The organism is Vibrio sp. 10N.247.310.24 (assembly GCF_041467175.1).
Classification (GTDB): Bacteria; Pseudomonadota; Gammaproteobacteria; order Enterobacterales; family Vibrionaceae; genus Vibrio; species Vibrio tasmaniensis_A.
The window spans coordinates 1-21,833 of the sequence record NZ_JBFSUD010000052.1; the positions used below are offsets into that span (position 1 = coordinate 1).

General features: G+C 41.5%; 21 protein-coding genes. 8 read left to right on the plus strand and 13 right to left on the minus strand.

The window, feature by feature from the left end; all coding sequences use genetic code 11:
* Positions 1-358, minus strand: a 358-nt coding sequence (locus AB6E08_RS15675) for a transcriptional regulator (RefSeq protein WP_372160070.1), incomplete at its 3' end; no start/stop codon positions are given.
* Between the two features lie 152 nt (positions 359-510).
* On the minus strand, positions 511-687 hold the full coding sequence (locus AB6E08_RS15680; protein WP_372063866.1) for a hypothetical protein: 177 nt from the start codon (positions 685-687) through the stop codon (positions 511-513).
* Between the two features lie 438 nt (positions 688-1,125).
* On the opposite strand from AB6E08_RS15680, the gene AB6E08_RS15685 reads away from it, so the two are divergent.
* Positions 1,126-1,758, plus strand: coding sequence for a LysE family translocator (locus AB6E08_RS15685; RefSeq protein ID WP_017061983.1), 633 nt, complete (start codon positions 1,126-1,128; stop codon positions 1,756-1,758).
* 294 nt (positions 1,759-2,052) lie between these two features.
* Here the strand turns inward: AB6E08_RS15685 and AB6E08_RS15690 are convergent, their stop codons facing one another.
* Positions 2,053-3,126 carry a ParB family protein gene (locus AB6E08_RS15690; RefSeq protein WP_017061984.1) on the minus strand — a complete coding sequence of 358 codons (1,074 nt, stop codon included), beginning with the start codon at positions 3,124-3,126 and terminating at the stop codon, positions 2,053-2,055.
* Positions 3,126-4,325 carry a ParA family protein gene (locus AB6E08_RS15695; protein WP_372063859.1) on the minus strand — a complete coding sequence of 400 codons (1,200 nt, stop codon included), beginning with the start codon at positions 4,323-4,325 and terminating at the stop codon, positions 3,126-3,128. Before AB6E08_RS15695 ends, AB6E08_RS15690 begins: the two co-directional genes overlap by 1 nt.
* A 234-nt stretch (positions 4,326-4,559) precedes the next feature.
* On the opposite strand from AB6E08_RS15695, the gene AB6E08_RS15700 reads away from it, so the two are divergent.
* The 4 genes from AB6E08_RS15700 to AB6E08_RS15715 all read left to right on the plus strand — a co-directional run bounded on the left by AB6E08_RS15700 (position 4,560) and on the right by AB6E08_RS15715 (position 9,275).
* Entirely contained in the window at positions 4,560-5,690 is a 1,131-nt protein-coding gene (locus AB6E08_RS15700) for a carbohydrate porin (protein ID WP_132974790.1), read from the plus strand.
* A gap of 163 nt (positions 5,691-5,853) precedes the next feature.
* A complete protein-coding gene (locus AB6E08_RS15705) occupies positions 5,854-7,131 on the plus strand; it encodes a DUF3440 domain-containing protein (RefSeq protein ID WP_132974791.1) in 1,278 nt (425 codons plus the stop codon).
* Positions 7,121-7,759, plus strand: coding sequence for a ParB/RepB/Spo0J family partition protein (locus AB6E08_RS15710; RefSeq protein WP_132974792.1), 639 nt, complete (start codon positions 7,121-7,123; stop codon positions 7,757-7,759). The genes AB6E08_RS15705 and AB6E08_RS15710 overlap by 11 nt, the downstream gene beginning before the upstream one ends.
* Before the next feature lie 214 nt (positions 7,760-7,973).
* Positions 7,974-9,275: an aromatic amino acid transporter gene (locus tag AB6E08_RS15715; RefSeq protein ID WP_132974793.1), complete on the plus strand. Its 1,302-nt coding sequence runs from the start codon at positions 7,974-7,976 to the stop codon at positions 9,273-9,275.
* 215 nt (positions 9,276-9,490) lie between these two features.
* Here the strand turns inward: AB6E08_RS15715 and AB6E08_RS15720 are convergent, their stop codons facing one another.
* The 7 genes from AB6E08_RS15720 to AB6E08_RS15750 form a co-directional block, all read right to left on the minus strand.
* A complete protein-coding gene (locus AB6E08_RS15720; RefSeq protein ID WP_017061989.1) occupies positions 9,491-10,306 on the minus strand; it encodes a DUF2971 domain-containing protein in 816 nt (271 codons plus the stop codon).
* A gap of 197 nt (positions 10,307-10,503) precedes the next feature.
* Positions 10,504-10,830 (minus strand): regulator, encoded by a 327-nt coding sequence (locus AB6E08_RS15725; RefSeq protein WP_132974794.1) that lies wholly within the window; start codon positions 10,828-10,830, stop codon positions 10,504-10,506.
* 158 nt (positions 10,831-10,988) lie between these two features.
* Complete coding sequence (locus tag AB6E08_RS15730) at positions 10,989-11,381, minus strand: Rid family detoxifying hydrolase (RefSeq protein WP_017061991.1); 393 nt, start codon at positions 11,379-11,381, stop codon at positions 10,989-10,991.
* A 194-nt stretch (positions 11,382-11,575) separates the two neighbouring features.
* Positions 11,576-11,785: a hypothetical protein gene (locus AB6E08_RS15735; RefSeq protein ID WP_017098140.1), complete on the minus strand. Its 210-nt coding sequence runs from the start codon at positions 11,783-11,785 to the stop codon at positions 11,576-11,578.
* Positions 11,785-12,327 carry an LPD25 domain-containing protein gene (locus AB6E08_RS15740; protein ID WP_372032431.1) on the minus strand — a complete coding sequence of 181 codons (543 nt, stop codon included), beginning with the start codon at positions 12,325-12,327 and terminating at the stop codon, positions 11,785-11,787. The genes AB6E08_RS15735 and AB6E08_RS15740 overlap by 1 nt, the downstream gene beginning before the upstream one ends.
* Positions 12,328-13,005: 678 nt before the next feature.
* Complete coding sequence (locus AB6E08_RS15745; RefSeq protein ID WP_132974797.1) at positions 13,006-13,833, minus strand: CPBP family intramembrane glutamic endopeptidase; 828 nt, start codon at positions 13,831-13,833, stop codon at positions 13,006-13,008.
* Positions 13,834-13,851: 18 nt separating this feature from the next.
* On the minus strand, positions 13,852-14,100 hold the full coding sequence (locus tag AB6E08_RS15750) for a hypothetical protein (protein WP_132974798.1): 249 nt from the start codon (positions 14,098-14,100) through the stop codon (positions 13,852-13,854).
* A gap of 403 nt (positions 14,101-14,503) precedes the next feature.
* On the opposite strand from AB6E08_RS15750, the gene AB6E08_RS15755 reads away from it, so the two are divergent.
* Positions 14,504-15,742, plus strand: coding sequence for an HlyD family secretion protein (locus AB6E08_RS15755; RefSeq protein WP_132974799.1), 1,239 nt, complete (start codon positions 14,504-14,506; stop codon positions 15,740-15,742).
* A 55-nt stretch (positions 15,743-15,797) separates the two neighbouring features.
* On the opposite strand, the gene AB6E08_RS15760 is transcribed toward AB6E08_RS15755, so the two are convergent.
* Positions 15,798-17,345, minus strand: coding sequence for a TcdA/TcdB catalytic glycosyltransferase domain-containing protein (locus tag AB6E08_RS15760; protein WP_132974802.1), 1,548 nt, complete (start codon positions 17,343-17,345; stop codon positions 15,798-15,800).
* Positions 17,320-17,820, minus strand: coding sequence for a hypothetical protein (locus AB6E08_RS15765; protein WP_132974800.1), 501 nt, complete (start codon positions 17,818-17,820; stop codon positions 17,320-17,322). Before AB6E08_RS15765 ends, AB6E08_RS15760 begins: the two co-directional genes overlap by 26 nt.
* Positions 17,821-18,517: 697 nt before the next feature.
* Here AB6E08_RS15765 and AB6E08_RS15770 point away from each other — a divergent pair.
* Together AB6E08_RS15770 and AB6E08_RS15775 are read left to right on the plus strand one after the other, a co-directional pair.
* Complete coding sequence (locus AB6E08_RS15770) at positions 18,518-20,626, plus strand: peptidase domain-containing ABC transporter (RefSeq protein ID WP_210464409.1); 2,109 nt, start codon at positions 18,518-18,520, stop codon at positions 20,624-20,626.
* Between the two features lie 217 nt (positions 20,627-20,843).
* Positions 20,844-20,966: a hypothetical protein gene (locus AB6E08_RS15775; protein ID WP_017061968.1), complete on the plus strand. Its 123-nt coding sequence runs from the start codon at positions 20,844-20,846 to the stop codon at positions 20,964-20,966.
* The last annotated feature ends 867 nt before the right edge of the window (positions 20,967-21,833 follow it).

Here is a 21,833-nt window from a genome sequence, read left to right on the forward strand (position 1 = left end):
TCTGTTTCGGTGGGTCTAGCGAAGTTTCAAATTCAGGAATGTGGATCTTGTAACCTTTTCTTGGAACATTTACGATTTTGATACTATCAAGTTCTAAGACTTTTCTAAGATTGGTAATAGCGACTGGCAAAGAGTTAGGGCCGATGATATCCGGGTTCCCCCACGCAGCAATGATCAGCTCTTCTTTAGTCGAAATAAATTCTTCTTTTTGGATCAGAGTTTCTAATATGCAGCTTTCAGGTAGAGTGATTGAAAATGATTTTTGATTACTGAGGATGAGTTGAGCCCCCGAGTCGTCTCTTTGCAGTACGCAATTACCTATAGGCAGTTTTACGTTGTCCAGTTGTGCTCTTAACATAGTGTTTCTCCATATACCTAGAGAAGGGTGATTAGATTATAATCCCTAGGCTTTTATATAATGGCTCATATTTTGAATATTATTAATAAATTTGTGAATAAAATTTGAATTGAAGTGTAAGGCTTTTTGCACATTAGATGATGCTATCTGTTTCATATGAGACTGAAGGTGAGATTTTTACCTCCTTTGTCTTCTAAGTAGATCTTCATCCAACGCCAGTCATTGTCCTTGCAGGCTTTAAAGGTGCAATGAACATTTTTGCCTTCAACGATCTCGTTGTCGCAGAAGTCGATAAATGATTGGAAAGAACGGCATATAAGTGTGTCCATAACCCCAAACTCCTTTTGAGAATTTATTCATATCACATCCTTTCAATTTATAGCTATAGATTACTAATTCTTAATAAAAAATGATTATTAATGACTCTATTTATCCCCCTTTTTGTTGTGGTTAATTGGTTGAGGGTGGGCGTTTAATTCAGGCGGAGTGAATGGGTATTATTTATAGGTAAATTAGTTTTAAATTCTAGAAAAAACATTAGCTTATTCGTTGGTAGCTAGGTGGTTTTCGAAGGGCTGCGGGGTGCCTAACCACATCGAATCTTTGACCGCTAACTTAGAGCTAACCCCTTTGTCTCTTCGGTATCATCTAGTTACTTCTATGAAATTATAAAGTCTTTGTTTATCTAGGACAGAATCACTCAAAAAAAACGCCGTCCTTCAAGGTGATGGTTTTTTGAGTGTGATAGGAAATAAAGGAGGGTAAGAATGCTAGAAAGTAATCAGTTGTTGATTTTTGTTACGGTGGTTCTTCTTTACGCTTTTATGCCTGGTCCAGCGATGCTTTATAGTGTCGCCCAGACGGTCTCTAGCGGTAAAAAAATTGGGTTACTGTCTGTGTTAGGTCTGCATGTTGGAGGATACTTTCATGTCATTCTTGTCGCATTTGGTCTCGCGACGGTTTTTAGTAACTCCCCTTTGTTGCAAGAGATCATTCAGAAAATAGGGGGCATTTATCTTATCTATCTTGGTTATCAAAAGATAACCTCTCATGTTCATTTTGAGTCTGCGCTTGGTGACCCTTTGTTAAGCTCCCCTCGTAAAATCTTTTGGGATAGTGTGTTTGTCGATGTTCTTAATCCGAAAGCCGCCTTGTTTTATTTTGCTTTTCTTCCCCAGTTTGTAGCGCATGAATCGGAAATATCGGTAGGAGTTCAGCTCTTCATTTTGGGGGTCTTTACCAATGTAATGTTTAGCAGTGCAGATTTCTTATGTGTTTTGGGGATATCGGGTTTAAGATTTTGGGTGACGAAAAGACCAAAGTGGCTCTCTTATAGTATTCGATGCGCTGGCGGTATATTGATTGTTTTAGGGGGGATGGCGTTTTTAGGGGGAAATTAACTCAAGGCCTTGGGTTTCATTTATTAGCCATAAATTAATGGTTTTTGCGCCAGGTTTGAACCACCATTTGAACGTTGGCTCACCTCGAGTCAAACACTCTGCACTTAGCCAATTTTTTGGATATAAAGGATGAAGTAATCCGTAATCCTAAGCCTAATAAGGAAGTTCCCCAAGTTTACTTTGTTATTAATAGCTTAGTCGTGCTACTTGTAGTCATCCTATTTTTTATGTGGAATTCTAGTGATTATAGAGAAGGAGAAAGGCTCCGAGGAATATAGAGCCTTTTTGAGAGGGTTACTGATGTTTACCTAGGACTGATTGGATAGCCTCATCAAGTTCAGCTTGAACATCCTTGGACAATCGCCCAAATTCATACGAGAAGTTACGGCCTTTCACTTTTTTACGTGCGAACATGCCTTTACTGTCGAATTCAGCTAACGAAGTCACGGTAGCTTTGTCTGATTGTTGTTTGGCTTCAACAATCTTTAACTCATTTTTTATGTAAGTAATCAGCTCGTCTTTGGTATCTTCTTGGCTCTGCTCAGGCTGAGCATTGACAGATTTAATGTCTATTTTTTTTATGAAACTGTTCAGAGCTTTCTTATCATTGATAAAGGCTTTCATCACTTTAGCTAGCAGTGAATAATCAGTATGAGATAAGTCGTTAACGACAGGGAATAGTGCAATCAATTTACTGTCAATGCTGGCTGCTTTTAGCGCTCGACCTACTGCTTGGCGGCTTATATTTAAGATCTTTGCCGTCTCTTCTTGAGTGAGTTCACCGTTCTTCATTAGAGTTTGACACTGTAAGCCAATTTCGCGTTGGTTGTGCTCTTTTGCGGTTTGCAACTGTTTTGCTAGTGCTTTGGCATCGGCTGTAGACAGTTCGTCTTGGGTGACGAGGATTCGGAATGTTTTTACGCGGCCTTCTTGAAGTAAGAACCAAGCTCGACGGCGAGATCCATCAAGCACATCGATACGACCATCTATTTCTCGACCAACAGCAGGGTAAAACTGTTGAAATTCTAACGAGTTCAAATCTTCCAAAGACTCTTTGGTTAGCAAAGATTGGTCACGGCCATTCACATCAAAGGTTACAAAAGAGTTCTGCTTAACTTGATCGTGTGACAATGTCACTTCGTTGAAGGTCGCAGTTGACCCAGAAGCGAGTTGCCAAACCATTTTTTTGCCAACGGACTCTAAACCGAACTTTGTTCTAAGGTAATCTTCGGCGTTTTGCCCACTTTTTTCTAGCTCAGTGCTGAGTTGATTGGTGAGTGTGTCTAAATTAGCTTTGGCCGCGGACTGTTGTGCTTGCGCTGAACCAGGAGCATTGCCTAGAGGGCTGCCGCCACGTTTTTTCGCCATTATTTGTTCTCCTGTTCACGCCAAACGTTGAGAATATCGCGCAATATTTGGCTTGTTACTTCATAGCTGTTTTGTTGCGCGCTTTGGAAGGTTGCTTTGCTTTTCGGGTATTCACTTTTCGACATGTCAAAAACGGTCGAGAGTAGGGAAGACGACTGGCGGACAGCCTCGCTGTGCTTAAACTCTTTAGAGTACAAGTAAGGAGAGAACTGATCGTACAGGTTATTCATTAATTCGGTCGTGGTTGAACTATCACGATGGTTAGTCAGTAATATTTTCATGAAGTCGTAGCCTTCATGGTTTGCGTTCTCTAACAGCGCCCACACCTGAGGAATGTAGCTGAAGTAAGAGCAGGTAGCATCAATATCATTCTCTGTAATCGATAACGGGAACACTACATTCGTCGCGGCAAAATACGCGTTAAAGGTCGCATAGCCGAGCGAAGGTGGAGTGTCGATAATGATGATATCGAACTCGTCTTTAACGCTATCGATGATGTCCTTTAGTAGTGAATAAGGTGAAGCTAAGGTTTGGCCGAACACTTGCTCATGAAACCAACCTTCCATCGCACGGTCACTTTGTGCTGCAGGTAGAATGCGTAAGTTTGGGATAGTCGTTTCAAGAAAGGCTTCAGAGATAACTTGTTCAACGGTTTCACCTTCATCAAGATCGAAGGTTTTCATCATCAGATCACCAACAGACAAGTTACCTTCTTGCTCGGCTTCGGGTGCGTAATACATCGAAAGCGTGGCTTGGCCATCCATGTCTATTAAACCAACACGGTATTCTTGATGAAATTCGGTCGCCAAACCTGATGCGATAGTCGCGGCAGAAACGGTTTTGCCAACACCGCCTTTTTGGTTCTGGATAACCATCACTTGCGTTTTTTGCTGCTCACTGCGTATGAACTTAGCGTCTTTACGTAGATTTTCCGGCAGTAAGTTACGTACCTTGTACATTTCCGCGATATCGATCGACCATTGCGAGTCTTCATGACGACGAGGATCTATCGCCGCAGCGGTAACATAGCGATCAAGCGTTTTTGCATCAATGCCAAGATAGGCCGATGCTTCTGATCGAGTAAAGTTACGCAACTCTTTGCGGTGATTAGCCAATAAACGTTGATTACGACGTTGAATGTAAGCGTCTGCACCGGTTTTAAGCGCTTGAAATGTGGTTGTAGTGTGTTGGTTGTCCATTTCTGCCTCCGTATAGGAATGAGAAATAGTATATACCTCAATTTTTGATGTTGGTATCTAAAAATGAGGGATTTGTGATTTTAATAAATGAGTATGACAAATGGATAAATCCGAGCGCTTAAATTACCTATTAATTACAAGATTTCGTTTTTCAACTCCCTCTTAATACCTTCTGACTAACAAAAGTTGAGCCGAGCCGTACAACTACCATGACAACAACAGGAAGTTATTGATATGAGCGAGAATGTACCATTTACGAAAAAGACAAAGCGTTTTTGGCTAACGCTTTTGGGAGCCGTAATGTTTGTCTTTGGCACGCCAACATTGACGAATGCGGCTGAAGATAAAGCTCTAAAGGGAGCTGTGGATTATTATGTTTTTGGTTTAACGTCCAGTGAGAGCTTGCCGAACAAAGACAGCAGTGCGGCAGCTGGTATTGCACGGATTACATTGAATTGGCTAGCTTACCAAAAAGAGAGTGATACCGGAGCTTTGCAGCTGAGGGTTGATCATAAGCACGGTTATACAGATAGTACGCCCTCTGAATTTGTCATGGGTAATGTCGGAGGGTTTGGTTTAATCCAACCAGCTTTTAGTGATATAGGTTTAAGGTTAACAAATCTTTATTGGACACAAACCTTTAATAAACAATCTACCGATATGATGGTTGGTTTTTTAGATACGACTGATTATGTTGATACTTATCAGTTGGGTAACCCTTACTATGGTTTTTCTAACTTACAGTTTAGTACCGGTTCCGGTTCCATCCCAATCCCAGATGAATCAACATTCGGCGGCGTTCTACGCCATATGATGTCGGAAAACTATTATTTTTATGCAAGTTTCTCTGATGCAAAAGCTGATTCGACTAAGCCTTTCGATGGTGTTGAACAGTTCATCAATGATAATCAATATTTTAAGTCCCTAGAAATAGGTTGGGTGGAGTCGAAAGACGATTTTTATTTGAAGAATTCACACCTAACAGTTTGGCACAGTGATGGGCCAAAAGAGAAAGCTAGCGAAAACTATGGCGCAAATTGGTCGTCCATATATAAAACCGGCTCATGGATACCATTTTTCAGAGCCGGGGTCGCGCAAGGACCTGAGGCTTTATACAAATCTTCGGTCGTGTTTGGCACAGGATATAGTGGGGTAGGGCCTGGTATGCTTGGTATCGCTCTAGGTTGGGCTAAACCTAATGCTGAACTAGATGATTCTTATAATTCAGAAATCTATTACCGCATGAATTGGGGGGCTCTCTCGTTAACTCCTAATGTGCAATATCTTCACACTTTACCGTTTAACTCAAAAGCCGATGACAGTTGGATTATAGGTTTAAGAGGCAACCTTCACTTCGGTTTTTAATGTAAGCCAAGCCGTTCTTACCTAAATCACAACGGGAGAGCGGCTCTTTACGATGAGGCTTCAAATCTGTACCTAGAAATTAAATTAATTACCAATAATTAATTTATAAAAAACACGAAATCTACGTATCTTGGCTTAAATATTAAATTGCATTCGTGAACCCATGATTACCAAGGGCATACATAGTATTAGTAAGGGAAGAAGAAAAGGTTACTTCTCTCGAGACAAGATTCAGCAGGATTACAATGTGCTTGAAGGAGCGCGCCAAAGAATATTGTACCTTCTCGACAACTTTAGCCACTTTTATGTCTCGTTTTCCGGAGGGAAAGATTCTGGTGTTCTTTTGAACTTAACTATCCAAGAATCAAAAAAACGTGGCCGATTGCCTGTTGATGTACTCATCGTAGATTTCGAAGCCCAATACCACGAAACTCATGCTTTTATTGAGCGTATGGTGCTTCGTGGAGAAGTAAACCCATACTGGGTTTGCTTACCGCTTAGTTTAAGAAATTCAATTTCACAATTTCAGCCTAAATGGCTTTGTTGGGATCCAGATAAGGAAGCGCAATGGGTCAGAGAAATACCACAACATGAAGGCGTGATTTCTGATTTGGAGCATCTCCCGTTTTTTAAAAAAGGCATGGAATTTGAGGATTTCGTCTTTAAATTTGCTCATTGGTACCAAAAAAAGAAAGGCACACCAATTGCTGTGCTCATTGGTATACGAGCGGATGAGTCTTTACATCGTTTTAAAACTATTAAAAATCGCGCCAAAAAGAAATTTGATGATAAATATTGGACGACTCAAATGCAGGGCGACGTCTACATGGCTTACCCTCTTTATGATTGGAAGACTCCAGATATTTGGGTCGCGAACTCGCGCTTCAATTGGGATTACAACCGTATTTACGACTTAATGCATAAGGCCGGCGTCCCTCTTTCACAGCAGCGACTTTGCCAACCTTTTGGAGATGAGCAAAGAAAAGGTCTGTGGCTATATCAAATATTAGAACCTGATACCTGGCAAAAACTGGTTGCCAGAGTAGAAGGGTGTAATTTTGGTGCTCGATACTCAAAAAGCCAGGGGCGTATCCTTGGTTATTATCGCTTTGAATTACCACCGGGACTTAGCTACCGGCAATACAGTAAATACCTTCTGAAAACTATGCCGCCACATGTAGAAAAACATTACCGAGACCGAATTTTCAAGTTCTTACAGTGGTGGCGAAAAAACGGTCCTCAAAAAGGAGTGACCTGCATCCCTGATTACGCAGAGAGTAAATTGGAATCTAGGAAGCAAGTTCCAAGTTGGAGAAGGATTTGTAAAGTACTGATTAAAAATGACTATTGGTGCCGAGGACTCTCTTTTGGGTACAACAAGTCCTTAGCAAAACAATACCATGCCCTCTATGGAGAAGAGAGTGATACGAATGGCAAGTGAACCTACTCTAGCTTATCAACGTCGCATCAAGAAGCCGTTGAAACCTATCAATAACACGAACAAACAAGCCATTGACAAGGTCGCAATTTACAATAAAGCGGCCAAAGTACTCATCGAGCTTATTCCTGATTTACCGCCCGCTTGTCATGTTGAAATGATCCCACTTGATGAGATAGAAGCTAACCAATACAACCCAAATAAAATGGCGCCTCCAGAAAGTAAGCTCCTAAAAACGTCGATGGATAAAAATGGTGTAACCATGCCTATTTTAGTTAATCGATTGAAGACATCCTTGAAAAAATACGTCGTCATCGATGGGTTTCATCGTTATCAATTATTGTTGAATCACCCTGAGCTACAAGTATTAAAGGGCTATATTCCTGCAGTGGTGCTTAGTTTGCCTGAAGAAAAGTGTATGGCGGCATCTGTTCGTCATAATCTTGCGCGAGGCTCCCATCAAGTAGAGCTCACAGCAGACCTGATCATTCAGCTTAAAGGAATGGGTTGGACGAATAATAAAATTTGTTACGAACTAGGGATGGACCAAGATGAGGTTTTACGATTGCAGCAGGTCACTGGCCTTGCTGCAGCCTTTAAAGATCAGGACTTCTCTCAATCATGGGAGTAATCACCTTTCTTCAGATGAAAACGATGACGAACGTTATTCGGTTCATGTCTAATTATGTGCCTAATTTAGTATGTAATTACTATTTTATTCTAAAAGCTAAGCGCTAGAGTCCTTGATTCTAGCGCTTTTTTTGATTTTAAAATTCTGCCCAACATTACGAAGCGGGTAGTGGTCATATAAAAAGCAATGTCGAACCAATGAAAGGTAACCATTTATGGATAGTACAAAACAGGTTATGGATAATGTGAAACCATCAATGACGGTGAAGACGCCTTCACTTATCGGAGGGGCGTGTATCGTCGCATGTATTTGCGTTGGTGCAGGTATGCTTGGGCTCCCAGCCGCTGGGGCTGGAGTTTGGACCATAGGGGCTTTAATGGCTTTGGTCTTCACCATGATTATCATGACAACTAGTGGCTGTTTGTTGCTCGAAGTTTTAAAAGATTACCCTTACCGGTCATCTTTCTCTTCCATAACGAAAGACTTGTTAGGTAAAGAGGTTAATTTCTTTAATAACCTAATGATTTACTTTGTCGGGGGGATCTTGCTGTATGCCTATATCACCTCTTCAGGACTAATTTTGAATGAATATTTTGGTATTGCCCCCCAACTGGCCTCCATCCTTTTCGTTTTTATCTTTTCTGGGCTAGTTTGGCATTCAACAAAAATGGTCGACCGTATTTCGATAGTCTTAATGCTGTTTATGATCATTAGCTTTAGCTTTGGCACCGTAGGCCTTTGGTTTAATGTCAACCTCAGTACTTTGCTTGATACTGCTCATCTGAAATTTGAGTATGCGCAATACGTGTGGGTCTTTTTTCCCATTGCCTTGACCGCGTTTGGGTACCACCATAGCGTCTCAACATTACGAGATTACTACCGTGAGGAAAGGCTTGCACAAAAAGCCATCATGGGCGGAACGATCATTGCTCTTTTTACTTACACTGTTTGGTTAATGAGTATTTATGGGAACTTACCAAGAGTAAATTTCGGACCTATCATTGCCGAAGGTGGCAATATAGACACCTTACTCATTAGCCTAAAATCTGTCTTAGCAGAAGAAACGTTATCAAATGTCATTAGCGCTTTTTCCGCGGCCGCTATTTTGTCGAGCTTTATAGGGGTTGGCTTGGGGGTATTCGATTTTTTAGCCGATTTATTCCAATTTGATGCGAGTTCAAAAGGCAGAACCAAAACTTGGGCGGTCACATTTATTCCGCCGCTGATTTTTTCTCTTCTCTTTCCTTTCGGTTTTCTAGCCGCAATTGGTTATGCCGCATCGGCCGCGGCTATTTGGGCGTGTATCGTACCGGCATTGCTAGCTAGAAAATCTAGGTTACAGAAAGCTATTTCTAACAACCAAGAAAATAACGACGAACAACATCAGCAAGCGAAACCTTATCGAGTACCTGGAGGAGAGTTGGTGTTGATTGGGGTATTCATTTACGGTGTGGGCATCATTGTTATCAACGTATTAGTCATGTTCGAAGCTCTGCCTGTTTTTAACGGCGTGTAATCTTACTCATTCCTAAGTGGCACTCCGTGTCACTTAATCTTCCACCCAAAAACTTTTAAATTAGGGCTAGTGCTCCTCAACCTAGCAGTGACCCTGTAACGTTATATTTAACCTTTAAGCTACCCGTGTATTTTTGCTTTTTCCCGTTATGTATCACGGGGGTAAATTCGGCATAAGCAACAGCAACAGCAATTAACTGACATTGCTTTTGCTTACTAGTCTTCGTATTCGACAATATCAATTCTGAAATCAGATGGAACTGCGACTGCTTTATACAATTTGATATTCCTATCACCGATTGTGCTTTTGACTTTTAATTGGTCTTCAACAGACATTTTTTCGCCAATGATAATCGAACTAATAACATCTTCGCTCAACTGGTATTTGTTTTCAGGCATAACTTCATTTTCAGATACTAGCCGAAACTCTTCTTCGTAAGACCAAACTTCATTTTTAGTCGCAAATATCTCATTACCGTAAATAGATATATCAGTATTATTTTTCAATAAGTTAAGTACGTTTATCGTGAATGGTTTATCCAAGTAATCTACTGGACAGTAGCCGATATTGAGTGGTTTTTTTTGCTTATTGAAGTCATATTCAATACACATCCCTTTTAGACCATTAGCGTAATGACCCCAAAGCAAAGGATGATCGTTTGCAAAAGATAGGCTAAAGATTTTGTTATCTGATTTAACTTTGTGAATTTTGTCGTCTTGTAGAGGTTTTATCGTGTCCGATATCTTCTCAATGATGGAATACTTCGCCTCTTCATCTAACGTAGCCAGAGTTTTAAGAAATCCATTCTTAAAGTCTGCATTGGACATCTGATTCTTTTCTGCGTAGCTAAGGTAGACCTCAAGAGCATCGTCCATATTATCTAAGTTGATTCCAGAAATTATTTTGTAAAACAACTCAAAAGGATCATTGAAATCATCCACATGTGAAAACCACAATGTGTTCTCAGCGATTGAACTTAAACTGTATTTGTTAACTTCCCGAAATTTATACAACGGCTCAAAACGGCTCAATTCATAACTCCTAGCAATTTATGGAGGGCTCTTGCTTCAATACAAAACTTAAAAGCCTTTTCTCAAGCTTATAGACATTGTCATCGAAACCTAGATAGAAAGACTCTGATAAATGAACCAGAACCTTCCTATACAGCACACTTACCCCATCGATTATATGTTGAGAAACTTTAAATAACAGTGGTTTATGTAAAGAGTTACATGATCTTAGCTATAGCACGAGCTATTTTCAGTAAGTGAGTAGAAGTCTTGATTTCAAGCTTTGATTGAATCCCCAAAAGCGCAATCCCTGCTAGGATTTGTTGTGGCTTAACTATTTGTCCAGTTGGGAGTTCCATTCGGTCGTATAACATTTTGAACTGTTCCCGACCTTTTGCCATACGCATAAGCCTTTTACACTCAGGTGGTATCGGTTTTCCTTCATCCCAACCCGTGACAGTCCTCACAGTTTTAAAACAGCGTTCAGCAACCTCTTCCTTGGTCATTTGGCACTCTAACTCTCGAAAAATGTAATTCTTACTCATTTCGCGATACTTAGGTGATAAAAGCCATAAATATAATAGGTTGCATTGGATTTGTAAGATTTACACCATTAAACATAAGGAGAAAAAGTACGCACTAAGGTATGTCTAAATAGTAACCCCAGCTCTAGGCTGGGGCTAAAAAACGAAACGAGTAACAGCTAAGGCGCGACAGCAACGGCCTCTATTTCAATCAGGGCATTGAGAGGAAGTTTCGATACTTCGATGCAGGTTCTCGCAGGGAAAAAATTGGCGCCGTTCTTAATAAAGAAATCGTTATAAATTTCATTTACCACGGAAAAGCTCATCATATCGGTAAGGTAGACGGTTGTTTTCACTACATCTGACATGTCAGCGTCTGCATGGAGCAAAATCGCTCTCATGTTCTCTAGACACTGCACGGTTTGCTTCTCCAGACTACTTTTGACCAAAAGTCCTGTATGAGGACTCAATGGTAATTGACCTGAAGTGAAAATTAGCCCACCAGTGATGACCCCTTGAGAATATGGTCCGATCGCTTTTGGGGCTGCTTGAGTATCAATGATTTTGCGCATGTTTTCCCAGTCCTATTCGTTTTATATGTCTCAACCAAGCTATAGGATTAGCTGAAAAAATACTTATTATTTAGTCATAATTAAAAATAAGTTACTGATATAAAATAAAAAGGTGCAATGAATCTGCTTCATTTGTTTTGGGGCTTTGACGTGCGAAGCACGGACAAAGCCCACCATCTGGTTAACTAGCCCCTTCACTCACTAAAACCCCCGCTCGAGCTTTCGGCTTGGAATCGTTCTACTTGTTCAATAAAATCACAGAAATCCTGCTTACTTTCAATGTGAGAGCCAGATTGTTGTAACACAACATTTAAAGCCGACACCATTTGACCTACTGGCGGGTTAAGGGCAGCTAACCTTTCAAACAGTCGAACTAGTCGGGTATCTAATACAAATGCTTTCATTACTTAACCTCACAACGTGTTTGAACCATCCCTTTATTCTGCGCTTTAGCTACACGTACTTTTTCAAACGCGCTCTGGCGGCCATTGGCCACTTGTTGTCGATTGAGTTGATATGTTTTCAACAGCTCTATTAGTTCTTTGCCTTGCGGGTTAGTTAAATACCAATGATTCGGCTCTGATTTCTTTAGAGATTCAGAATATTCCAGGATGCGAAAGCAATGATCAGCGAAGCCGATTTCATTGCCTCCACACCCCAAATCAATTCGACATCGATGCTGATGACCACCTTCAAACTTTACCGTTACTTCTGCTTTGTCGTAACTGCCTAATGGGTTATCTAGTGCGGCTTTGAGTGCGATGGCCTCAAAGATTTCAAACTCAAATTCTTCATCGGTTTGTAGCCTGGAAGATTCAGACCAGTGAATCAAAACTGACAACGGCGCAACCTTCATTGTTGTAGAGCCTGACGGATGCAACGGGGATACGTTGCTCGCTTTTGCGGGCTTAGTGCTGTGAGTGTGCAAAGAAAGGGAATGTGGCATGGTGTGCTCCTTGGGTTATTAGGGTTTCATCGTCGTTTTCGCCTAACTTCCCGACTGACGGCACGGTTTTCACCGTCAAAAGCGCGTAGCGTTCATTTTACTTTTGATGGTGAAGTTCTGCTGGCAAAGGATTAGAAGTGGCGCAAACGAGTCGCTGAAACTCAACCGAAGGACAAATAGAGCACAAGCCAAAGCACACTCAGACAGCACTTGGCCGCGAAAGTGAAAGCTTGTCTAGCCCTGATTGTGACCGGAACGGACAAGACAACGTAAAGCACGTTGTTTGTGATTGAAGATGGCTTGGTTGAGCCACCGAAGAGTGAGGAACGAGCGAGGAGGTTCGCGAAATAAAGCAGGTAGCCCGTAGGGTGCTTTTACAGAGCATGAATTACTACTTCTAAATCAGAGTTAACACGAAGCTTTTAATCATTAATATCGAGCCCAAAGTTAACAAGAACACGACAGCACGGTAATTATTTTTATTGTCCGTCACTTCAGTACTATTCCGGCCACCTTGAGCAACCAGAGCACTCAGAACTAAGATCACAATAGCACTGTAAGCATAGTAATCGCTTAACGAATACTGTTTGAAAGATGGGACTAACAACCAAAGTACACTTAAAAAGAGTAAGGCAATATTTAAGTAAATAAGTAAAAGGAACAATCCTCTTTTTAACATTACTCCTCCCTAAACTCTCTTCGCTGATGATAAATAAAGAGTAAAAACAAAACCAGATAACCCGCTTGCAGCGCAATAATACTAATGTCAACGGCCTCCCAAGGATTAAAGTGAAGCTGTGTCATCGAGTAATAAACAAGGTCATAAAGTAAAATAAACAAATTATGACCAGCATGAATGGCAATGACCACTTCTAAGCGGCGATATCGCTCAAAGACCCAGCATAAAAATACCCCTGACATAAAGGCGTAAAGTGCCCACTGATGTATTGAAGCAAATATTAAGCTTGAGAGTAATGCGGCACAGGTAACCCCCAAAACGGATCTGAAAATAACAAACAACAAATAACGAAAGAGAAGCTCTTCTATCACGGGAGAAATAAACACACCGTCCATAACGCTGCTTAACACACTCAACCAATCAATCACACCATCATAGGCTGAAAACAAAGGCGTGAAATTGTAGGCTTGAGCCTGCCAATAGTCTGGAGAAAACCAATCAAAAACCATATATTGAATATAATTTGATACAGAATTCAATGAGATCAAACCAAGCAATACCAATACGCCTTCACCCCATGTACATGTGTTTCTAGGCCAAGAGGTTGAGTACTGCTTCCAATGCTTATCTCGCCGAGCACCAATAAACAACGCGAAAAAAGCGCTAACGGGTAACAAGTAGTAGGCAATAGCTGAGTAGAGCACTCGATCCAAACTCGGATTAAGTGCCCACTCTCGGGTAATGAGCAGGTAGTAATCAAGCAGGATATAAATTGGAAAAAAATAACCTATATAGACTCCCACCACAGCAGAGATCATTAACCGCATCGTAAATTACTCCGAAACCTAACGGCCTCCAATACGGTTACTGCCACCTTTGTCGTGGCGGTCATTCATATCGCTGCGCGAACGAGAACGAGCCTGTGCAGCACGATCTCCCGATCTATCTCTTCGCTGGCGATATTCACTATAACGAGCTCTTGCAACTGGTGCATGTGCTCTATCAAGCGAATCACGAATCCAGCTTCCAATTCCACGACCAGGATTCCCTCCAACAACTTGCTCAATCTCATGAACAGTAGCTAATACTTTCATTGTTAAACTCTCCCTAATACATAAACATAAAAATCATTAAATCCACGGTTCCAAGAGAGAGCGGACAGGACAACTGACCTGTCGGTTTAAAATCTGTTGCATTCCGACCTAACCTCCCTGCTTGGAGGTTAAAAAATTAACGTGCTTATTCGGGAGAAAGTATTTAATTATGGTTAATTAATAATGAGACATAGAGTTCCTTAGTTCTTGATTATTCGAATGGTTTTCCTTCGCATCAAGAGAGTTCCCCCCCCCAAAAATCACTCGTAATTACTGTTTAATAAGCTGAGTTTTTTCTCCACTCCTTCTAGCATGGAGAGAGCCCCTAACCATCCATAAACTTGCAATTTGACCTAAACAGTCCAAGTCACCAATCCAAGGAATAAAAAAAAAAGGAATTATTATGTTATTTCGCCGACAAGTTCTTGAAGCAAAAAAACAAACGCTAACAGGTCGCGTCGTTTTAATTCAGCCACTGTCCTTGTATGGTATCAGTACGGCACTTTTCGCTCTCTTTGTTCTCATCTTGTTCTATCTTTCGCAATTTGAGTTCGCACGTAAAGAGACAGTGAAGGGATACCTAGCCCCACAAAAAGGCGTCATCACTTTATATTTTGCTCGTTCAGGGGTACTCAATCAGCTCTGGGTAGAGGAAGGACTAGAAATCACAGAGGGCCAGCCGATTGCACGGATTCAAAATAGCCAAGGCTTAACCAGTGGAAAAGAGCGAACCACAGCTCTCATTCAAGAAATAGACACACAGTTGAAAATGTTGGAAAAAAAGCGAACCATTTCTGACGCCCTGTTTAACAAGCAAACTCTCACTTTGCAGCACCAGTTAGAGCGCCTGAATCAAAGTTTAAGCGCAATTAACAAAGCCAAACAAACCAACACCATACGCCTTGACCTACAAACCCAACTCTATGAAAAACGACAAACCTTATCTCAAGATGGATACCTTTCAGCAACAGCCTTGATAGAAGCTCAAGAAGCGTTATTAGAATACCAAGAAGCGAATCAAACAATAGATAAAGAGGTGAGTTCGCTTCAGGTCGAGATAACACAAATACAAACCCAGCAACAGTTGCTGCCTGAACAACACAACTTAAAACTACTTGAGATACAACAACAGATCTCTTTATTACAGGCCCAAAAAGTAGAACTAAACAGCGAATATGAATTTACACAGAAAGCGCCCAAGCAAGGCACTGTTACAGCGATTCAGGCTAAAGTAGGGAGCCAAGTATCCCCAAGTACACCGATTTTAAGTATCATCCCCACCAACTCGCCCCTTGAGTTAGAATTACTCCTACCTACCCGCTCTGCTGGTTTTGTTCAACAAGGTGATACCGTCAATATCCGCTTTGATGCTTTTCCTTATCAGAAATTCGGCTTAATGACTGGTGCTATCACGAGCATTGACAAAGCTTTGATCTTGCCAAGTGACAAAGCCCTCCCCATTAAGACAGAACAAGCCATGTATCGAGTAACAGCCTCTTTACCAGATCAATTTATGAACGCCTATGGTGAAGAATTTCCATTGAAAACAGGCATGTTAGCTGAAGCTGATATTATTTTAGAAACGCGCACACTCCTAGAATGGTTACTTGACCCAATATACGCGATTCAAGGTAAGCTTTAATGAGCGAACCGCACTAAAAAGTCAGCTTGAATGTTAGACAATGACTAAAATCGAACTAATCAGAAAAGAGGTTTTGGTTTCTAAGCCAAGTTGAGCGCATGTGCTCTACTGTAAATTGAGTTTGATGATCAAATGCCATCTTTAAGCCTGGGTGGCTCATTGCGAACGCGACGGAGTTCGGACTGCAGCCTTCAATGTCAAAAACTTCATAAGCAAGCGATATAAGTACTTCTAATACCAATGAAGGCCCAGACAAAAAGAGCGTTACATTATCACTTGATCGTAAATGGTCATACCGATAGTCCGAAAAACGAAGCCAATACTCCTCGCTCTCCATCACTCTATTGTTAACGTCACAGTCGCGAGAGTTGAAAATATCATCAAATATAATGCCGTTATCTTCCATATAACGGTAACGACTGCTCATCATCGTTAAGACAATTCTTATTAACTTGGATCCCTTAGGCGCTATCAGCACATTGTTGTTGAACTCGCCCACACTATTTTTGGCTTTCGTTAATGCCAAACCCTCTTTGTGAACGGGAGGCAAAATAAAAGGGTGGAAAAGTTTATCTTCAGTTATCGCAGCAACATCTTCATGCAAACTTTTGATTTGCTCTTTATCATCATCAAAAAACGTCGCTACGATATTCTCTACTAGCTGATGATCACCTTGGCACCGTGCAAAACGAGTCAATTGCTGAGTTCGAAACACATTCATGACGAGCTCGGCTTTAAGTACATCGACCATGTTATTACTCACCCATTCAGGAAAGCGCCGATTTGTTTTAGGAAAACAGTGCTCAAAACTTGGGAGTGTGTCGAAATCAACGTACATCCCCCCTTGATGATAAAGAACCAACAACCGAACGATATCACTCGCTGCCGCTAAATTATTTCTCAGAAGTACTTCGTACAGGTAGTAAGGTTCTAAATCAAAGCCGCTAAATACAAATAATGAGTCAATTGACGCAATATCTATCAAGGTAACTAGTTTCGTTAGCCGGTAGTAACGATGCCTAACACGATAGAGCCTATGTTCAAGCTCAGTTGCGATGTCGGCATCATAGACTCGAGTATGATCAATTAACCATTCATCGAGGTGTTTCTCCTGACTTGCTACAAACGCCTCAAACCAGTCACTTTGGTGCTTTATCAAGGCCACATCTTCATGACTGCAGTGGTGTATCCGACAGAGAACGTCCTTAATCTCACTAGCAAGTAAACAGCGGCTATCGTAATAGATGAATGTATCGTCTTGGCAAACTTCTTCCCACACATCAAAATATTCAAGCTGGCGCTCGCCCAAACAACCAATCCAAACAAAAAATACCTTATCTAGCATCACAAGGTCTTCTGGTTCGAGCCAACTAATTCGCTGTAACACATCTCGAGCAAGATATTGTTCTTTGTCAGCTAAAAGCAATTCGTCCAATAACCGAATGAAAATAGACACAGATTCGTGATTTACCTGCCCTTGAAGCGCCAGTAACTTCTCTACGAAACCACATGCTTTTTTCTTATCAAACAGCGTGGACTCAGAACTATTGATAAGCTCAAAAACAAGTTGGAGATTGTTATCTAACGCACTGCCAGCTGTCATATTCATCACCAATTGTCATGGAATTTTCGCGTAACAGCTCTACATCAAACACAGTGCGACGCGTCCCTTTATAGGATGGAGATAGGTAGATTTTTTTGATGTCGTTTAGATACTGTTCGCTCAACTCGCCCATGGGTTCGATATCAAAAGGGGCATACTCAAGGCGAAGTTGATGCTGATAAAAGTCCCAGTTTCCTTGAGCTGAAAAAGAGAAGAGAGCAGGCTTGTCTTGATTACTTAAAAAGTATTCAAACGTCCCTTGCGATGAGAAGCTGCCGTCTTTATCCAATCTCAAATGTTCGTTGAGAATGCGGTCACCAATCAACGGGAAAGTAAACCAACACTGCCACCAACCTACCAACGCCTGCCGAGTAATAGGCATGATGGCATTATCTGACATAGATACAAGAGAAGGCTTGTCAGCCATAGGCAACGGGAATTGAGCGACAAACAGTGATAACAAGTACGTTTTCATAATGTGCTCCATATATAAAAAGGAATACCTGATTGAAGAAAAAAGTGAGGTAAGTGAACGACATACCCCACGATAATCATCTAAAACCAATACCTAAGACGAACGGCTATTACAGCCCCCGCTCCAATCACGGCCCTTTGACGAATTTCCTTTTTTCGTCGCTGCTTTATGCAGCTTTTTAGGTTTAGAGGTACAACCGTCGTATCCCTTCCCACCCACAACTTTATCAAGCATGTCCTCTGAGAGTGACGCTACTTGTTTGCACATAACTTTCTTCATTACTCATCCTTAACGTAACCAATGTTTCTCCCTGAATAACGCCTTTACAACGCAGCAATAAAACTTGGCAGAACTGGCGCTTGCGTAAACGGAAGACCTACAGGGGTTTAGCCCTAGCTATATCAAGGCTTAAATACCATCAGAACCACAATTAATTTATGAGTTAATTTATTGATAACCCTCAATTCTTATTGGTTTATCAACCTAGGGGCATAAAAATACTACGAATCAAATGCCCGACTCCCTCATAGATAATTAATCGTAATTTCTCCTTTAATAACATGTCATTAGCCGTAAATATTCATAAGGTTGGGTGTAATTTAATTAATAAAAAAGAGTACAGCAACTCGTTGATCAAACTATAAAAAGCATGCACAGGCCCCCAATGAGCACCTCTCACAACCAAAGAACACAGAGTATGTTAAAACACCCCCATAACCTTCTTCATCGATTGCATTACACACATCTAAAACGCGTACCTTTAGTGATGCAATCCGAAGTATCAGAATGCGCATTAGCGTGCGTTGCGATGATTTCCGGATACTACGGTTACCAAATCAATGTCGCCTCACTTAGACGCATGGTAAGGATTGGTACACAGGGCATGAATTTAAAACAGGTCATGGAATTAGCTAGTCGAATAAGGCTCACAGCACGAGCAGTACAATGTGAAGTAGAAGAGTTAGATCAGCTTTCTTTGCCATGCATTATTCATTGGGACTTAAACCATTTTGTAGTGCTAACCAAAGTGTGTAATGGAAAGGTTGATATCAATGATCCCGCTCAGGGTAAGCGCCAGTTATCTACAATTGAATTTGCTCGCAGCTTTACCGGTATCGCACTCGAACTACACCCCAGTAGTAACTTTAAAAAACAAGACAAACGCGAGACCATGCGAATTAGCCAACTGTGGGAGAAAGTTCATGGGTTAAAACGCACCCTAGTTACACTATTAATGTTATCAGTGGTCATTCAAGCCGCCGCATTAATAGCTCCTTATTACATGCAGTGGGTAGTTGATAACGTCCTGCTCAGTCATGACACACCTTTGCTGATGGTTCTCGCATTGGGCTTTGCGCTACTGAACTTGATAAAGACCGGTGTGACCGCTTTTCGTAGCTGGTTCGTTGTGCGATTTAGTAGTGCACTCAATATCCAAATGGGCGCTAACTTATTCCATCACCTGATCAGACTGCCTAATGCTTATTTTGAAAAGCGCCATGTAGGCGATGTTGTCTCTCGATTTGGCTCTATCAACGCCATCCGTGAGCTACTCACAACAGGTATTGTTGAAGCGTTAATCGATGGCTTAATGGCATCCGTTGTCTTAATAATGATGTTTCTTTATAGCCCACTTCTGACTGGTGTTGTGCTTGCTGTAGTTGGACTTTCTTTTGTCGTTCAGTGGCTGTTCTATTTTCCTAACCGCCGCATCACTGAAGAATCAATAGTGGCGGAAGCCAAAGAAGATTCCCATTTTTTAGAAAGTATTCGAGCAATACAAACCATTAAACTCTTTAGCCATGAAACACACCGACAAAACAGTTGGCTAAACCGCTATGCAGAAGTGATCAACACCGATATTCAATTAGGGAAACTGGACATCGCAGAAACGACACTCAACGACCTAATTTTTGGGTTGGAGATGGTTATTGTCGTTTATTTAGGAGCTTTGATTGTGATCGAAGGGGAGTTGACGGTGGGAATGTTATTGGCATTTATTGCGTACAAAAACCAGTTCACGACGAGCATTCTTGCCTTCATAGACAAAATACTGTCCTTTAAACTACTCACCTTGCACCTAGAGCGGCTCTCCGACATCACTTTACATACCCAAGAAGATTTACCAGGCCAAGGCCAAGCTTCACTTCCCCAGCCAGTGAAAGGTCATATTAAAGTTGAGAACGTCAGCTTTCGTTATTTTGACCAAGCACCTTGGGTGCTAAACCAACTCAGTTTTGAAATAGAGCCAGGAGAAAGTATCGCAATCACAGGCGAATCTGGATGCGGCAAGACAACCTTACTTAAGCTCCTTCTTGGGTTACTCTCCCCGACGACTGGAACCATTTACCTAGATGGTATCGATATCCAAAAGCTAGATAAAACAACGTATCGTTCACACCTAGGAAGTGTGATGCAAAATGACACTCTACTTTCAGGAACACTGAACGAAAATATCACCATGTTTGATAACCCATATGATGAGGTAAGATTAATAGAGAGTTGCCGCCACGCTAACATTTTAGCCGATATTCAACGACTACCCTTAGGCTTTTATTCTTTGGTTGGAGACATGGGAAGTAGCTTTTCCGGCGGGCAATTACAACGTCTTTTCCTCGCTCGAGCACTTTATAAGCAGCCTAAAGTCCTCTGTTTAGATGAATCTACGAGCCACCTTGATGCTAATAATGAAGCTATTATTAACCAACACGTTCAGCAACTAAATATCACTCGCATTATCATTGCACACCGAGCAGAAACCATAGCTTCAGCTACGCGAACCATTCATTTAGAGAAGCCCCAATAGGTGTGAATTTTGACAATAACACCACGACACGACCACCGCTGCGCCTATAAATTACACGTGATAATGCAACTTAAACATATAGAACAACAGCGGCTACAAAGCTTGTTAAACCAAAGGACGGGGCGCAGCATTGGGTGGGCGGGGGATGTGGTGTGTGTTTGTGGACAAAAGAGGGATTCATTAGACACTGGGTACCCGACAACGATAGGGAGCGACAATGGTTAATGGACCACAAACACTGCAGCCCGGAGCCAAATGGGCAAAGAAAAGAATGAGAGCGAAGAGGGCTGGCCGAGTGCCGGGGGCACGCGCATTGGACGGCACGGCCAACAAAAACTGACCGCAACGAAAAATGTACCAGGCCCATGAGCAAGTGACCGCATGGAAACACGTTGTTTGTGTTTTGATGCGTTAGCCAACTGCCCTGCTTTGCCCGTCTTTTTGGGCAAGGCAGATAAACAATAGCCAGCTTGCCTGGCTGCCTTACAGCACGCTTTCTGTGCGGTTGTGAAAATTTACACATAATGTCCAATAATACTTGAAGTAGCTCAGTGCCCGACAGCTTGCTGGCGAACCGGCACGTGCTATTTTGTATTATTCCACATTATGTTCAATTTGAACTAAAGACCCCAAGCTTGGGGGTTGGGGCTGGTAATAGATCTTTTAAGCGGCCTTGCTACGAAAGACAATGCGCAGCCGCCTGAGTGGTGATGACGTTTATGTGATGGGCTGTGTCGCGCAGCGTCACGTGTTTAGCCCATGACATGTTTTTTCGTGATCACCACTTAGAAGTGGCAAGTTTTGACTGAAGTGGTAAGCAAGGCCTCAATATTGAAACGAAAAGATCAACCTTCACATCGAGTCACTTTATTTTTTTACAATCTAGTCTACTGTTAAATAACAATAAAAATGTCTAACAACATCATCGGTACAAAGAACGTAAAGATTCAGTTGCCTAAGCTAGGAAGGAATAAACTATGGTTCTACACGCATGTCGCATCATCATGAAAGATAAAACAATCGTAGTCAGTCAATCAGTTGAAAGCTCACTTTACTTTCTTGAAGGAGATACGAGACATAAAGTATCTCAGATTGAAATTGAAGCAAAAGATGAAAATAAAATCCATTCATATTCATGTTGCTCAGTTGAAGAATCTATAGAGAACCTTATGAATCTTTAGCAAATTCCACCATTAGTCATTAGTCA

Bases quoted from the DNA above. Each gene is read 5' to 3' on its own strand.
- AB6E08_RS15680 (WP_372063866.1), bottom strand. From the start codon at position 687: ATGGACACACTTATATGCCGTTCTTTCCAATCATTTATCGACTTCTGC.
- AB6E08_RS15685 (WP_017061983.1), top strand. From the start codon at position 1,126: ATGCTAGAAAGTAATCAGTTGTTGATTTTTGTTACGGTGGTTCTTCTT.
- AB6E08_RS15690 (WP_017061984.1), bottom strand. From the start codon at position 3,126: ATGGCGAAAAAACGTGGCGGCAGCCCTCTAGGCAATGCTCCTGGTTCA.
- AB6E08_RS15695 (WP_372063859.1), bottom strand. From the start codon at position 4,325: ATGGACAACCAACACACTACAACCACATTTCAAGCGCTTAAAACCGGT.
- AB6E08_RS15700 (WP_132974790.1), top strand. From the start codon at position 4,560: ATGAGCGAGAATGTACCATTTACGAAAAAGACAAAGCGTTTTTGGCTA.
- AB6E08_RS15705 (WP_132974791.1), top strand. From the start codon at position 5,854: ATGATTACCAAGGGCATACATAGTATTAGTAAGGGAAGAAGAAAAGGT.
- AB6E08_RS15710 (WP_132974792.1), top strand. From the start codon at position 7,121: ATGGCAAGTGAACCTACTCTAGCTTATCAACGTCGCATCAAGAAGCCG.
- AB6E08_RS15715 (WP_132974793.1), top strand. From the start codon at position 7,974: ATGGATAGTACAAAACAGGTTATGGATAATGTGAAACCATCAATGACG.
- AB6E08_RS15725 (WP_132974794.1), bottom strand. From the start codon at position 10,830: ATGAGTAAGAATTACATTTTTCGAGAGTTAGAGTGCCAAATGACCAAG.
- AB6E08_RS15730 (WP_017061991.1), bottom strand. From the start codon at position 11,381: ATGCGCAAAATCATTGATACTCAAGCAGCCCCAAAAGCGATCGGACCA.
- AB6E08_RS15735 (WP_017098140.1), bottom strand. From the start codon at position 11,785: ATGAAAGCATTTGTATTAGATACCCGACTAGTTCGACTGTTTGAAAGG.
- AB6E08_RS15740 (WP_372032431.1), bottom strand. From the start codon at position 12,327: ATGCCACATTCCCTTTCTTTGCACACTCACAGCACTAAGCCCGCAAAA.
- AB6E08_RS15745 (WP_132974797.1), bottom strand. From the start codon at position 13,833: ATGCGGTTAATGATCTCTGCTGTGGTGGGAGTCTATATAGGTTATTTT.
- AB6E08_RS15750 (WP_132974798.1), bottom strand. From the start codon at position 14,100: ATGAAAGTATTAGCTACTGTTCATGAGATTGAGCAAGTTGTTGGAGGG.
- AB6E08_RS15755 (WP_132974799.1), top strand. From the start codon at position 14,504: ATGTTATTTCGCCGACAAGTTCTTGAAGCAAAAAAACAAACGCTAACA.
- AB6E08_RS15760 (WP_132974802.1), bottom strand. From the start codon at position 17,345: ATGACAGCTGGCAGTGCGTTAGATAACAATCTCCAACTTGTTTTTGAG.
- AB6E08_RS15765 (WP_132974800.1), bottom strand. From the start codon at position 17,820: ATGAAAACGTACTTGTTATCACTGTTTGTCGCTCAATTCCCGTTGCCT.
- AB6E08_RS15770 (WP_210464409.1), top strand. From the start codon at position 18,518: ATGTTAAAACACCCCCATAACCTTCTTCATCGATTGCATTACACACAT.
- AB6E08_RS15775 (WP_017061968.1), top strand. From the start codon at position 20,844: ATGGTTAATGGACCACAAACACTGCAGCCCGGAGCCAAATGGGCAAAG.